Here is an 11,923-nt window from a genome sequence, read left to right as displayed (position 1 = left end):
GGCCACCGGCTACGGCTTCTGGCTCGGTGACGCGTTCGCCTCCGGTGGCTCGGCCGGTTACGACCACAAGGCCATGGGCATCACCGCCAAGGGCGCGTGGGAGTCGGTGAAACGGCACTTCCGGGAGATGGGCATCGACACCCAGAGCCAGGACTTCACCGTGGTCGGCGTGGGTGACATGAGCGGTGACGTGTTCGGCAACGGCATGTTGCTCTCGCGCCACATCCGGCTGGTCGCCGCGTTCGACCACCGGCACATCTTCCTCGACCCGAGCCCCGACGCGGCCACCTCCTTCGCCGAGCGCGAGCGGCTGTTCGCGCTGCCTCGCTCGTCCTGGGCCGACTACGACCGCTCGCTGATCAGTGAGGGCGGCGGCGTGTTCGAGCGGACGGTGAAATCGGTGCCGATCTCGCCGCAGGCCAGGGCCGCGCTCGGGCTGCCCGACGGGGTGCAGGCGCTCTCGCCGCCGGAGCTGGTGCGCGCGATCCTGCTGGCACCGGTGCAACTGCTGTGGAACGGCGGCATCGGCACCTACGTGAAGGCGAGCACCGAGTCCAACGGCGAGGTGGGCGACAAGTCCAACGACGCGGTGCGCGTCGACGGGAAGCAGTTGCGGGTCAAGGTGGTCGGCGAGGGCGGCAACCTGGGCGCGACGGCGCTGGGCCGCATCGAGTTCTGCCGCGCGGGCGGCAAGATGAACACCGACGCGCTGGACAACTCCGCCGGTGTCGACTGCTCCGACCACGAGGTCAATATCAAGGTGCTGCTCGACGGCGTGGTGAGCGCCGGCGCGCTGGCCCCGGCCGATCGCAATCCGCTGCTGGCCTCGATGACCGACGAGGTCGCGCGGATGGTGTTGCAGGACAATGTGGATCAGAACGCGCTCATCGGGATCGCGCGCACCGACGCGCCGCAGATGGCGAGCGTGCACGGGCGCGTCATCGACGACCTCGAACAGCGGCGCGGACTGGACCGCGAGCTCGAGGCCCTGCCGTCGACGGCGGAACTGAAGCGGCGCGCCGAGGAGGGCAGCGGGCTGGCCTCGCCGGAGCTGGCCAACCTGCTCGCGCACGTCAAGCTCGGGCTCAAGGCCGACCTGCTCGACACCGACCTGCCCGACAGCGCCTACTTCGCGCGCAGGCTGCCGCTGTACTTCCCGACCCCGCTGCGCGAGCGCTTCGGTGCCGAGATCAAGAAGCACCGGCTGCGCCGCGAGATCGTCACCACGATGATCGTCAACGAGGTGGTCGACTACGGCGGCATCACCTACGCGCACCGTCTCGGCGAGGAAGTCGGCGCGAGCACTTCCGATGTGGTGCGCGCCTTCGCCGCCGCCAGCGAGATCTTCGAACTGCACGATGTGTGGGCGCGGATCCGTGGCGCCGACGCGCCCGCCGGGGTGTGCGATCTGATGGAACTGGAATCCAAGCGCACGCTGGACCGGGCCTCGCGCTGGCTGTTGAGCAACCGGCCTCAGCCCATCGCGGTGGGCGCCGAGATCAACCGCTACCACCGCCGGGTGCAGGAACTCGCGCCGCAGGTGCCGGGCTGGTTGCGCGGGCACCACGTCACCTCGCTGACCCAGGGCGCGGCCGAGCTGATCGCGCGGGGCGCACCGACCGAGCTGGCGACCGAGGTGTTCGGGCTGCTGAGCATGTTCCCGCTGCTGGACGTGGTCGACATCGCCGACATCGCCGATCGTGACGGCGCCGAGGTGGGTGCGCTCTATTACGCGCTCAACGAGCACCTGAAGATCGATTGGCTGCTCGAGGCGGTCAGTCACCTCGAACGCGGTGACCGCTGGCACGCGCTGGCCCGGCTCGCGCTGCGCGACGACATGTACGGTTCGCTGCGTTCGCTCACCCTCGATGTGCTCTCCGGGGGTGACCCGGAGGAAACCGCCGACGAGAAAATTGCATACTGGGAGTCGAAGAACCAGTCCCGGCTGGGTCGTGCGCGCGCGGCCCTGGCGGAACTGTTCGAGTCCGGGACCCACGACCTCGCCACACTGTCGGTCGCCGCGCGACAGGTGCGGAGCATGGTGAGCGGGGTGGGCGCCCAATCGGAGGTACCACGGTGACGAGCTCGCCGAACGGCGACACCGCCGCACCCGCGGCAGATCTGGTGTTGCCGCAGCGTTTTCACGCGAAGGTCGAGATCCGCTGGTCGGATATGGATGTGTTCCAGCACGTCAACCACGCGCGGATGGTGACGCTGCTGGAGGAGGCCCGCATTCCCTGGCTGTTCGACGAGGACAAGCCCACCGCCTCGATGGGGCGCCAGGGATGCGTGCTGGTCGACCTGCACGTGAAGTACCGGGGCCAGCTGCGCCACGAGGACACCCCGCTCGATATCGCGATGTGGGTCAAGCAGTTGCGCGCGGTCGATTTCACGATCGGCTACGAGGTGCGGGCCAACGGCGCTGCCCCCGATTCGCCGCCCGCGGTCACCGCGACCACGCAGCTGGCCGCGTTCGACATCGAGACCCAGCGTCTGCGCAGGCTCAGCGACACCGAACGCGACTACCTGGCACTGTGGCGGGCCTGATTTCGTGAGTTCCGAACAGCGGGTGCTGCACACGCCCGACCCGGCCGAACGCGAGAACCTGGCCACCTTCCTCACCCGGGCGCTACGCCTGGACCCCGCCGCCGTCGTCCGGTTGCGCCGCCGCGGGTCGAGCCTCGTCTCGGCCTGGGTGGCGACCGGTTTCGAGACGCTGGCGGTGCGTACGGTCACCGCGGAACTCGGCGTCGACGACGCCACCGCCGCGGCCGACACGGTGCTGGCCGGTCTGCGCACCGGGCACCCGGTCGACCTGGGCTATTCGATGGATTCGGCCTGGCGCGGGGCGCTGCCACCGGTCGACGGCTTCACCCACGTCGATGACGTGCCCGCCCGCGCCCTGGTCGAACTGGCCGAGCGCGGGGCGGACGTGGCCCGCGAGCACGGCGGCGCGCACGGCCCGCCCGCCTCGCTGCTCGATCAGTCGGTGCTCACGGTGACCGGGGCGGATGACCTGGCCGTCGAGGTCCCGATGCGCGTCGTCTTCGCCCTCACCGCCATGGATTTCATCCCGCACGCGGGGGAGAAGGCCGAGTCGCGGCGTATCCAGCCCACCGAACTGGTTCGCGTCCGCGCGACCCGCACCTGGCTGCGTCTGGACGCTCGCTACGGTTCCGTCGCGCGGCGCCTCGGTGGCGGAATCCCGCTGTCGCCCAGCTGAACTCGCGATCCCCGCTCGGGCCGCACCGACTCGGTGCAGCCCCGGAGAACGGGACGAGCGCCGACCGGTCCGGCGGACCGTCGTGTAGCAGGAGTGGCGTCAGTGCACGCCCAGCAGGCGCAGCAATGCCGTCGTGCCCGCCGCGGCGAGCACGGTGACCAGCAGCGGTGCGCGCCGCCAGGCGAGGACACCGCCGACCGCGACCCCGGCGGGCAGCGCGAGACCGAGTTCGCCGGAGCCGGTCGGCAGGGTCGCGGTCGCCACGAGCGCCGCGAGCAAGATGAGCGCGCCGGTGTCGAGCAGGTGGATCGCCCTGGGGGACAGGCGCAGTCGATGACGCAGCGCGGGTCCGGTCCAGCGGAGCGCGTAGGTACCGGCGGCGAGGATCAGCATCGCGGGGAGCAGGGCCTGCGTGCTCATGAACGGTGCCCCTCGTGCGTCGGTCGCGCCATGTCGGTCGCCGGGGGTCGTCGCCACCACGTCCCGGCGAGCGAGGTAGCCGGGATGGCGAGCGAGGTGGTCGGCCGATGACGCAGCACGGGTCCGGTCCAGTGCAGTGCGTAGGTGCCCGCGGCGAGGATCAGCATCGCGGGGAGCAGGGCCTGCGCGCTCATGACCGGCGCCCTTCGTGCGTCGGTCGCGCCATGTCGGTCGCCGGGGGTCGTCGCCACCACGTCCCGGCGAGCGAGGTAGCCGGGATGGCGAGCGAAATGGCCGGGATGACGAGGGAGGCGGTCGCCACGGCGAGCAAGATGGCTGGGACAGCGAGGGAGGTAGTCGCCGTGGCGAGCGAGGTGGCCGCGCCGCCGAGGAGGGTGGTCGCCACGGCGAGGGAGGTGGCCGCCGCAGCGCGGGAGGTGGTCGCCGTGGCGAGCGAGGTGGCCGCGCCGCCGAGGGGGGTGGTCGCCACGGCGAGGGAGGTGGTCGGCGCAGCGCGGGAGGTGGTCGGCGCAGCGCGGGAGGTGGACGACGGTGGCGTGCTCGTATACAGGGATCGTCAGCATGGCTGCGCCGCCGGTTCGGTAGGTATCTTCTCCGGAGGTCGCAGGGCGAACACCAGGCCGGTCAGGGCGATCAGGACCGGGAGGCCGGCGGGGACGAACGGGGCGACGGCCACGGCCAGTGCGGCGCCGGCCAGGACCGGGCGCAGGGTGGATCGGTCGCGGAGGGCGGGCAGGATGAGGGCCAGCAGGATGACCGGGAAGACCGCGTCGAGACCGAGCGCGGAGGTGTCGGGAACGATCGCGCCGAGGGCGGCGCCCAGGGTCGCGCCGAGCGGCCAGCATAGGGCTACGCCGATGCCGCACGCCCAGTACGCGGCGCGTTTGCGCGCGGGATCGCCGGGGGCGGTGGCGAAGGCGACGGATTCGTCGTTGAGGACGTGGATGCCGAGGACCCGCCGCCAGCCGCGGCCGAACACCTCCGGCGCCGACAGGCCGTAGGGCAGGTGCCTGGCATTGAGCAGCAGCCCGGCCACGACCGCCGCGATCGGGCTGCCGCCGGCGGCCACGATGCCGAAGAACAGCAGCTCCGAGCCGCCGGCGAGCACCGTCACCGCCATCACGACCGGCATCCAGACCGGGAATCCGGCCGCGATCGTGGAGGCGCCGTAGGACACCCCGAACAGGCCGACGGCCAGACAGGCCGCGGCCACGGCAGTACCGGTCCGCCGATCGAGTGTTCGCCATATCGAACGCATGTTTCTCATAGTGAACGCCCGGGGTGGGTAAAGTCAACGCGAACTCGCCAGCCCCCAGGAGGCGTCGATGGACCGGCAGGACCCGGTCGCCGGACCACCCCAAGCGGTGATCGCGGCGGCGCTGCGGCGTGAACGCGCGCGCGCAGGTTTGTCGCTGACCGAGGTCGCCAGCCGGGCGGGTGTCGCGAAATCGACACTCTCGCAACTGGAATCGGGTACCGGCAATCCCAGCCTGGAGACTTTGTGGGCGCTGTGTGTCGCGCTGGAGATGCCGTTCTCGCGGCTGCTGGACCCACCCCGGCCCAATGTCCAGGTGATCCGGGCCGAGGAGGGCGCGGCGGTGCCCTCGGCCGATGCCGACTACCGGGTGACCTTGCTCGCAGCGGGCCAGTCGCACACCCGCTGCGATGTGTACCGGATCGCGGCCGAGCCGGGACATGTCCGCCGGTCCGAACCGCACACCCCGGGCGTGGTCGAGCACGTGGTGCTGGCCGCCGGGCGCGCGCTGGTCGGCCCGGCGGACGAGCCGATCGAGATCGGCCCCGGCGACTACGTGCGCTACCTGGGCGATCTCCCGCATGTCTTCGAGGCGCTGGAGCCGGGCACCTGGGCCTCGATGGTGATCGAGAGCCCCTGACTCAGGCGGCGCCTTCGCCGAGATACTGCAACCACAGCGGGTCCAGCTCGGCGGTGGTGGACAGCAGCCGCCAGTGCGGTCCCTTCGGGGAGACCAGCGGATGACGCAGCGTCCAGCCGATCTCGGCCAGCATCTTGTCGGCTTTGCGGTGGTTGCACGGGGCGCAGCTGGCCACACAGTTCTCCCACGAGTGCTCGCCGCCGCGGCTGCGCGGGATGACGTGGTCGATGGTCTCGGCCTTGCCGCCGCAGTAGCCGCACCGGTAGCGGTCGCGGTGCATGAGGGCGGCGCGGGTCATCGGGACCCGGGCGCGATAGGGCACCCGCACGTAGGTGCGCAATCGGATGACGGAGGGGATCGCCACGGCGGCCCCCGCGGAATGCAGGACCGGGGCGTCGGGGTCGTCGTGGACGGCGTCGGCTTTGGCGCAGATCAGCAGGACCACGGCGCGGCGCGCGGACAGGGCGGTGAGGGGTTCGTAGGTGGCGTTGAGGAGGAGGACCCGGCGTTTGCGCCATGCGGCGGCGTCGTGGTCTCCGGCGAGATGCAATGGCGCGGGGTGATGCGGCAGGTCGTGACGACCGGATGCGCCCGGATGGTGATCGGACAGGATGTGCAGCGGGATGGCCCCCGAGCCACGATTGTGGACGTCGGCGGGCTGGAGTTGTCGATACGCGCGCGCCTCGTGTGACCGGGCGCCTGGTCGCTGCTTCATCTTGACCTCGATTTCATGATTGGCAGGATCATGTGGTATCTGGGGTCGATACTGTCACCCAGTTGACCACGCTCGCGCCGGTATTGCACGGCTATTTTTCAAACTTCCGGGTGAACTGTGGTTGAAGGGCCATGCGTTCGTGATGCGCGCTGCCGCCGGGCGGGGCCGCCGGTCACCGGGGCACAATGGGGGACGTGACTTCAGGTGAGCAGACAACGACCTCGTTCTACGACGCGGTGGGTGGCGCGCAGACCTTCCAGCGGCTCGTGTCGGTGTTCTATCGCGAGGTCGCGGCCGACGAGATCCTGCGGCCGATGTACCCGGAGGCCGACCTCGGCCCGGCCGAGCGGCGGCTGCGGATGTTCCTCGAGCAGTACTGGGGCGGGCCGCGCACCTACTCCGACGAGCGCGGGCACCCGCGGCTGCGGATGCGCCATCATCCGTTCGTCATCGGGCCGCTCGAGCGCGATGCCTGGATGCGGTGCATGACCATCGCCGTGGGGGAGATCGAGCCGTCGATCCTGGACGACGAACACCGCAAGGCCCTACTGGACTACTTCCAGATGGCGGCCGCGTCCTTGCAGAACGCCCCGTAGCCGACCCGGCGGGGTGCCCCACGTTCGCTGATGACCGGCAGGTGGCGGCCCGATTTCGCGGCGATATCGAGGTTTACCGCGAGGTTTCGGCCCGGCGTGGCCGACGCTGGCGATTTGCCGGATCGTGAGAAAGTGCCGCGCCACAGGAATATCGCGGGCGGTTTTTGGCAATATTGCGGGTGTGACACAGACACCTGCCTCGCCGGTGCCGGGGGACAAAAGCACCGCTCCGTGGTGGACAACCGCCGTGTTCTATCAGGTCTATCCGCGTTCTTTCGCCGACTCCGATGGTGACGGAATCGGCGATCTGGGCGGTGTACGCGAGAAGATCGGCTACCTCGAGCTACTCGGTGTCGACGCGCTGTGGATCTGTCCGGTGATGCGTTCGCCGCAGGCCGACGGCGGGTACGACGTGTCCGATCCGCGCGACATCGACCCGCTGTTCGGCGGGCTGGCCGCGATGGACGAGCTCATCGCCGAGGCGCACGATCGCGAGATCAAGGTCACGATGGATCTGGTACCCAATCACACCAGCGTCGAACATCCCTGGTTCACCGCGGCGCTGGAGGCCACACCCGGCAGCCCCGAGCGGGCCCGCTACATCTTCCGGGACGGCCGCGGTCCCGACGGCGCCGAGCCGCCCAACAACTGGCCCAGCATCTTCGGTGGCTCGGCCTGGACCAGGGTCACCGAGGCCGACGGCACGCCCGGCCAGTGGTACCTGCACATCTTCGCCGCCGAACAGCCCGACCTGAACTGGGAGAATCCCGAGGTCGCCGACGACTTCGAGAAGACGCTGCGGTTCTGGCTCGACCGCGGCGTCGACGGGTTCCGCATCGACGTGGCGCACGGCATGGCCAAGCCCGCCGGGCTGCCCGACATGGCCGAGGTCACCACCCGGCTGCTGGTCAACGACGACGACGATCCGCGCTTCAACGACCCCGGCGTGCACGCCATCCACCGCCGCATCCGCACCGTGCTCGACGACTACCCGCACGCGGTGTCGATCGGTGAGGTGTGGGTCGAGGACAACATCCGCTTCGGCGAATACGTGCGCCCCGACGAACTGCACCTGGCCTTCAACTTCCGCCTGGCCGAGACCCCGTTCACCGCCGAGGGGGTGCGCGCCGCGATCACGCATTCGCTGGACGCGGTGAGTGCGGTGGGCGCCCCGCCGACCTGGACGCTGTCCAATCACGATGTCGAGCGCGAGGTGACCCGCTACGGCGGCGGCAAGGTCGGCGTGGCCAGGGCCAGGGCGATGATGATGGTGGAGCTGGCGCTGCCCGGCGCGGTCTTCGTCTACAACGGCGCCGAACTCGGCCTGCCGAATGTCGACGATCTGCCCGAGGAGGTCCTGCAGGACCCGGTGTGGGAGCGTTCCGGTCGCACCGAACGCGGTCGTGACGGCTGCCGGGTGCCGATCCCGTGGGAGGGCCGGACCCCGCCCTTCGGCTTCACCGAGGGGCCCGATTCCTGGCTGCCGATCCCCGCCGACTGGGCCGACCGCACGGTGGAATCCCAACTGGAGACACTGCATTCGACGCTGTCGCTGTACCGGCTGGCCATCGACCTGCGTGGCACCCGGCCGGAATTCGCCGGCGACCGGATCGAGTGGTACGGCAGTCCCGACGGGGCCCTGGCCTTCCGCAGGCCGGGCGGGCTGATCTGTGTTCTCAACGCCACCGACGAACCGATCCAGCTGCCGCCGGGGGAGGTGCTGCTGGCCGCAGCGCCCGTCGTCGACGACCGGTTGCCCGCCAACGCGGCGGCCTGGCTGGTGTGAATCGGACGGGACACGCACGCCGAACCGATGACCGGAGGATGAACTACTACACAGCATCGTCTACCGTTGGACCGTGAGCATTCTCGAGACAGTGCTGATCTTCGTCGGCATCCCGGCCGCGATCTACTTCGCGATCGCGGGTTTGTCCTATCTCGGTAAGCCACTGCCCGGTGAGAAGCCGGCCCACTTCGCACTCGGGCAGAAGTGGACCCACTCGCCGGTGCTGTGGAGCGCTACCGACGAGGTGACCGCTGCTGCGGGTCACCACACCGCCGAGCCGCATGGCAGCCATGCGGCTCTCGAAGCCGCCGACGCGGCGCTGATCGGAGGCCGGGCAAGTGGCAAGTTCTAAGTGGCCCGCGGTGGTCGAGGCCGACCTGCCGCACGGTTCCGCGCTCACCAGCAGCGGCCGCGTCTCGGGTGTGCACGAGTCGGGCACCGTCTTCGACGAGGTGCCGTTCACCGACCGTGAGCGCATCATGCTCGACAACGCGCTCACCGAGGCGACCCGCGCGACCAAGGTGCGCTTCAACGTCTACCTGGGTGATCTGGGCGGCGACCCGGCCACCGGCGCCGACGAACTGCTGCCGAACACGCCCGAGTCGGCCGACTCGGTGCTCATCGCCGTCTCGCCCAACCAGGGTGCGATCGAGGTGCGCTCGGGTGCGAACGTGGCCGAGCGGGCCAACGACCGCATCTGCCAGCTCGGCGTCACCGCCGCGCTGGCCTCGTTCCGCCAGGGCAACCTGATCGACGGCCTGATCTCGGCGGTGCGCGTGATGTCGGCCGCCATCGGCCGCTAGTTCCGCTGTTCCGCCGTCCGGCGCGTTCACCCGCGAAGGTGAACGCGCCGTTGGTGTCTCGGTCGCCGGATCGGCATCGAGTAGTCTGAGCGGCGGTTTACCGGCCGCGCGTGGCGGCCGGCGGTGGCGCTGGGGGGAAGATGCGGACAGGAATCGGTCGCGGGATCACGGCGGTGGCGCTGGCCTGTGTGCTGGCCGGATGCGGGCAGGACGCGCCCGGCGTGGACGGGCCGGTGGCGGGTGCGCCGCGGGCGCAGTTCTACACCCCCACACCGGAATCGGTGCCGGGTGCGCGCGCGTCGGTGATCCGGGTCGAGCCGTTGACCGGACCGCAGGCGGTGCCGGGCGCGCGCAACTATCTGGCGCTGTACCGCTCGGTGGACCGCACCGGCGCGACGGTCGCGGTATCGGGCACGCTGGCCGTGCCCGAGGGCACACCGCCCGCGGGTGGCTGGCCGTTGATCTCCTGGGCGCCCGGGACCAGCGGGGTCGCCGATGTGTGCGCGCCCTCGCGGTCGGAGGGTTCCTCGCCGAGCCGCGACGACCAGGCCCGCTGGATCGCCGCGGGCTATGCCGTGGCCAGGACCGACTACCAGGGCCTCGGCACCCCCGGTGACCACGGCTATCTGATCGGTGAGACCGAGCAGCGCGCGGTGGCCGATCTCGCCGTCGCCGCCCGCGCCATCGACGAGTCGGTGGGGTCGCGCTGGGTCGCCATGGGTCATTCGCAGGGCGGGCACGCGGCCCTGTTCGCCGCGAGCGCGTCGGCCGGGTGGGCACCGGACACGCCGCTGCTGGGTGCGGTCGCGCTGGCGCCGGTCTCGCATCTGGGCCAGCAGGTGCGGATGGCGAAGTGGACGGTGTCCAACCCGCTCGGCAAGGTCGGCGCGGGTGACCTGGCGGTGTACGTGCCGCTGCTGGTGCGCGGCGCGCAGACGGTCGTGTCCGTCGACCCGGGCCGGTTCCTCACCGAGCGGGCGGTGACGATGCTGCCCATCGCCGACTCCGAATGCAGTGCGGGCCTGCGTGACCGGAGCAAATGGGGCGGGCTGTCCACCAAGGACGTGTTCACCCGCGACGGCGACCTCTCGGCGCTGCTGGGTGTCCTCGACGACAACGATCCCAGCGGGCTCTCGTTCACCACCCCGGTGCTCGTGCTGCAGGGCCGCGACGACCTGACCGTGCTCCCGGCCTCGACCGACGCCATGGTCTCCGACCAGCAGAACAACGGCCAGGACGTGGACTACCGCAAGTTCGACGACACCGACCACAGCGAGATCGTGGCCGCCTCCTTCGCCGACGCCCTGGCCTGGGTGGACGCGCGGTTCGGCATCAGCCGCTGAGCCGGTTACGCCGAGAGCAGAAGAGCGCGGTGTTCGCGCCGGCCGGTCCCTACCCTCGGAGTATGGGCGAGCACAAGGGATTGCGTGTGATTCCGGGCCGACGCGAACGGCGGCCGGAACCGCTGTGGCGCGAGGCGCTGGGCGAACACCTGCGCACGCTGCGACAGAAGCAGCGTTCCACCCTGGTGGAGACCGCCGGACGGGCGGGGATCTCGCCGCAGTACCTGTCCGAGGTCGAACGTGGCCGCAAGGAGCCGTCGAGCGAGATGATCGCCGCGCTCGCCGGTGCGCTGGGGACCTCGGTGGGTGAACTCGTCGGCCGGGTCGCCGAGACGATGCGCGGGCGCGCGGCCGTCCCCGCGGCGGTGGTGGTCGGCGGGGACCGCGGGATCGCCGCGCCGATGCCGATGACACCGCCGCGCGCAGTCGCCCCGAACGCGGTGTTGCTGGCTGCCTGAGCGGCCCTCTCAGCGCGCGGCGACCGAGTCGACGAGCCCGCGCACCATGTCGACCAGGGCGTTGACCGGCATCTCCGGGTCGATCGCGCGCTGCACACCGAGCCCGATGCCGAGCGAGAGCATCTGCAGTGCCGCGTCTTCGGGCGAGGTCCGCAGGGTGACACCCATCTGTTCGGTGTGGACCTGGATCAGGGAACCCAGCATCGCCGTGAGGGTGCGGCGGCGGGCGGCCAGTTCGGTGCGGATCTCCGGCAGGTGCCGGGTGCTGGTGGCGAATTCGACTTCCAGGGCCGTCCAGCCGACATCGCCGATGTTCTCGTCGGCCCAGCGGCCGAACCCGTCGATGCGCTCGCTCAGGGTGCCGGGTGTCAGCACCGCCGCCGAGAGCGACTCGGCGCGTTCCACGTGCACCACGTCCAGCACCGCCAGCCCCAGCTCGTGCTTGGTGGCGAAGTTCGAGTAGACCGCGCCCTTGGAGAATCCGGCCGTCGCGGCCACCTTCTCCAGCGAGGTCACGTTGTAGCCGTCGGCCAGGAACAGCTGCTTGGCGGTCTCGACCAGCCGCTCGCGGGTGAGAGCGTGCGACTGCTTGCGCGACATCCTGGCCATGTGCGGGAGTTTAGCAAGTAGGGCTACCGCTGGAATTCAAATACCGTTAGTATC

At 70.6% G+C, this 11,923-nt stretch carries 16 protein-coding genes; 10 read left to right on the top strand and 6 right to left on the bottom strand.

The features are described 5' to 3' along the window. From ACWEMY_RS18950 to ACWEMY_RS18940, 3 genes are all read left to right on the top strand, one after another. Nucleotides 1-2,080, top strand: a 2,080-nt coding sequence (locus ACWEMY_RS18950; RefSeq protein ID WP_452391075.1) for an NAD-glutamate dehydrogenase domain-containing protein, incomplete at its 5' end; no start/stop codon positions are given. 41 nt (nucleotides 2,081-2,121) lie between these two features. Continuing rightward, nucleotides 2,122-2,547: an acyl-CoA thioesterase gene (locus ACWEMY_RS18945; RefSeq protein ID WP_336083587.1), complete on the top strand. Its 426-nt coding sequence runs from the start codon at nucleotides 2,122-2,124 to the stop codon at nucleotides 2,545-2,547. Between the two features lie 4 nt (nucleotides 2,548-2,551). Beyond that, the gene (locus ACWEMY_RS18940) at nucleotides 2,552-3,223 is read left to right on the top strand and encodes a hypothetical protein (protein ID WP_452391074.1); all 672 of its coding nucleotides are present in this window, start codon (nucleotides 2,552-2,554) and stop codon (nucleotides 3,221-3,223) included. A gap of 99 nt (nucleotides 3,224-3,322) precedes the next feature. Here ACWEMY_RS18940 and ACWEMY_RS18935 read toward each other — a convergent pair whose 3' ends face one another. The 4 genes from ACWEMY_RS18935 to ACWEMY_RS18920 all read right to left on the bottom strand — a co-directional run bounded on the left by ACWEMY_RS18935 (nucleotide 3,323) and on the right by ACWEMY_RS18920 (nucleotide 4,922). Next, a complete protein-coding gene (locus ACWEMY_RS18935; protein ID WP_452391073.1) occupies nucleotides 3,323-3,643 on the bottom strand; it encodes an AzlD domain-containing protein in 321 nt (106 codons plus the stop codon). Then, nucleotides 3,640-3,837, bottom strand: a complete 198-nt coding sequence (locus tag ACWEMY_RS18930) for a hypothetical protein (RefSeq protein ID WP_452391072.1) — start codon at nucleotides 3,835-3,837, stop codon at nucleotides 3,640-3,642. Before ACWEMY_RS18930 ends, ACWEMY_RS18935 begins: the two co-directional genes overlap by 4 nt. Next, nucleotides 3,834-4,133: a hypothetical protein gene (locus ACWEMY_RS18925; protein WP_452391071.1), complete on the bottom strand. Its 300-nt coding sequence runs from the start codon at nucleotides 4,131-4,133 to the stop codon at nucleotides 3,834-3,836. Before ACWEMY_RS18925 ends, ACWEMY_RS18930 begins: the two co-directional genes overlap by 4 nt. 87 nt (nucleotides 4,134-4,220) lie before the next feature. Further along, a complete protein-coding gene (locus tag ACWEMY_RS18920) occupies nucleotides 4,221-4,922 on the bottom strand; it encodes an AzlC family ABC transporter permease (protein WP_452391070.1) in 702 nt (233 codons plus the stop codon). Between the two features lie 67 nt (nucleotides 4,923-4,989). Here ACWEMY_RS18920 and ACWEMY_RS18915 point away from each other — a divergent pair, with 67 nt between their 5' ends. Next, nucleotides 4,990-5,559 (top strand): helix-turn-helix domain-containing protein, encoded by a 570-nt coding sequence (locus ACWEMY_RS18915; protein WP_452391069.1) that lies wholly within the window; start codon nucleotides 4,990-4,992, stop codon nucleotides 5,557-5,559. 1 nt (nucleotide 5,560) lies between these two features. Here the strand turns inward: ACWEMY_RS18915 and ACWEMY_RS18910 are convergent, their stop codons facing one another. Beyond that, the gene (locus ACWEMY_RS18910) at nucleotides 5,561-6,274 is read right to left on the bottom strand and encodes an HNH endonuclease (RefSeq protein WP_375936774.1); all 714 of its coding nucleotides are present in this window, start codon (nucleotides 6,272-6,274) and stop codon (nucleotides 5,561-5,563) included. A gap of 185 nt (nucleotides 6,275-6,459) precedes the next feature. On the opposite strand from ACWEMY_RS18910, the gene ACWEMY_RS18905 reads away from it, so the two are divergent. The 6 genes from ACWEMY_RS18905 to ACWEMY_RS18880 all read left to right on the top strand — a co-directional run bounded on the left by ACWEMY_RS18905 (nucleotide 6,460) and on the right by ACWEMY_RS18880 (nucleotide 11,260). Then, nucleotides 6,460-6,870 carry a globin gene (locus ACWEMY_RS18905; protein ID WP_375936772.1) on the top strand — a complete coding sequence of 137 codons (411 nt, stop codon included), beginning with the start codon at nucleotides 6,460-6,462 and terminating at the stop codon, nucleotides 6,868-6,870. 181 nt (nucleotides 6,871-7,051) lie between these two features. Further along, nucleotides 7,052-8,656, top strand: a complete 1,605-nt coding sequence (locus ACWEMY_RS18900; RefSeq protein WP_452391068.1) for a glycoside hydrolase family 13 protein — start codon at nucleotides 7,052-7,054, stop codon at nucleotides 8,654-8,656. 73 nt (nucleotides 8,657-8,729) lie between these two features. Next, nucleotides 8,730-9,008, top strand: a complete 279-nt coding sequence (gene ctaJ / locus ACWEMY_RS18895; protein ID WP_278262942.1) for an aa3-type cytochrome oxidase subunit CtaJ — start codon at nucleotides 8,730-8,732, stop codon at nucleotides 9,006-9,008. Then, nucleotides 8,995-9,459: a DUF5130 domain-containing protein gene (locus ACWEMY_RS18890; RefSeq protein WP_452391067.1), complete on the top strand. Its 465-nt coding sequence runs from the start codon at nucleotides 8,995-8,997 to the stop codon at nucleotides 9,457-9,459. Before ctaJ ends, ACWEMY_RS18890 begins: the two co-directional genes overlap by 14 nt. Nucleotides 9,460-9,599: 140 nt before the next feature. Continuing rightward, complete coding sequence (locus ACWEMY_RS18885) at nucleotides 9,600-10,802, top strand: alpha/beta hydrolase family protein (protein ID WP_452391066.1); 1,203 nt, start codon at nucleotides 9,600-9,602, stop codon at nucleotides 10,800-10,802. 62 nt (nucleotides 10,803-10,864) lie between these two features. Beyond that, nucleotides 10,865-11,260: a helix-turn-helix domain-containing protein gene (locus tag ACWEMY_RS18880; protein WP_452391065.1), complete on the top strand. Its 396-nt coding sequence runs from the start codon at nucleotides 10,865-10,867 to the stop codon at nucleotides 11,258-11,260. Between the two features lie 9 nt (nucleotides 11,261-11,269). On the opposite strand, the gene ACWEMY_RS18875 is transcribed toward ACWEMY_RS18880, so the two are convergent. Next, nucleotides 11,270-11,869 (bottom strand): TetR/AcrR family transcriptional regulator, encoded by a 600-nt coding sequence (locus ACWEMY_RS18875; protein WP_452391064.1) that lies wholly within the window; start codon nucleotides 11,867-11,869, stop codon nucleotides 11,270-11,272. Nucleotides 11,870-11,923: the final 54 nt, after the last annotated feature.

The organism is Nocardia sp. NPDC004415 (assembly GCF_053602435.1).
This window is presented reverse-complemented; position numbering and strand designations above follow the sequence as displayed.

Bases quoted from the DNA above. Each gene is read 5' to 3' on its own strand.
- ACWEMY_RS18935 (WP_452391073.1), bottom strand. From the start codon at position 3,643: ATGAGCACGCAGGCCCTGCTCCCCGCGATGCTGATCCTCGCCGCCGGT.
- ACWEMY_RS18930 (WP_452391072.1), bottom strand. From the start codon at position 3,837: ATGAGCGCGCAGGCCCTGCTCCCCGCGATGCTGATCCTCGCCGCGGGC.
- ACWEMY_RS18920 (WP_452391070.1), bottom strand. From the start codon at position 4,922: ATGCGTTCGATATGGCGAACACTCGATCGGCGGACCGGTACTGCCGTG.
- ACWEMY_RS18915 (WP_452391069.1), top strand. From the start codon at position 4,990: ATGGACCGGCAGGACCCGGTCGCCGGACCACCCCAAGCGGTGATCGCG.
- ACWEMY_RS18910 (WP_375936774.1), bottom strand. From the start codon at position 6,274: ATGAAGCAGCGACCAGGCGCCCGGTCACACGAGGCGCGCGCGTATCGA.
- ACWEMY_RS18905 (WP_375936772.1), top strand. From the start codon at position 6,460: ATGGGGGACGTGACTTCAGGTGAGCAGACAACGACCTCGTTCTACGAC.
- ACWEMY_RS18885 (WP_452391066.1), top strand. From the start codon at position 9,600: ATGCGGACAGGAATCGGTCGCGGGATCACGGCGGTGGCGCTGGCCTGT.
- ACWEMY_RS18880 (WP_452391065.1), top strand. From the start codon at position 10,865: ATGGGCGAGCACAAGGGATTGCGTGTGATTCCGGGCCGACGCGAACGG.
- ACWEMY_RS18875 (WP_452391064.1), bottom strand. From the start codon at position 11,869: ATGGCCAGGATGTCGCGCAAGCAGTCGCACGCTCTCACCCGCGAGCGG.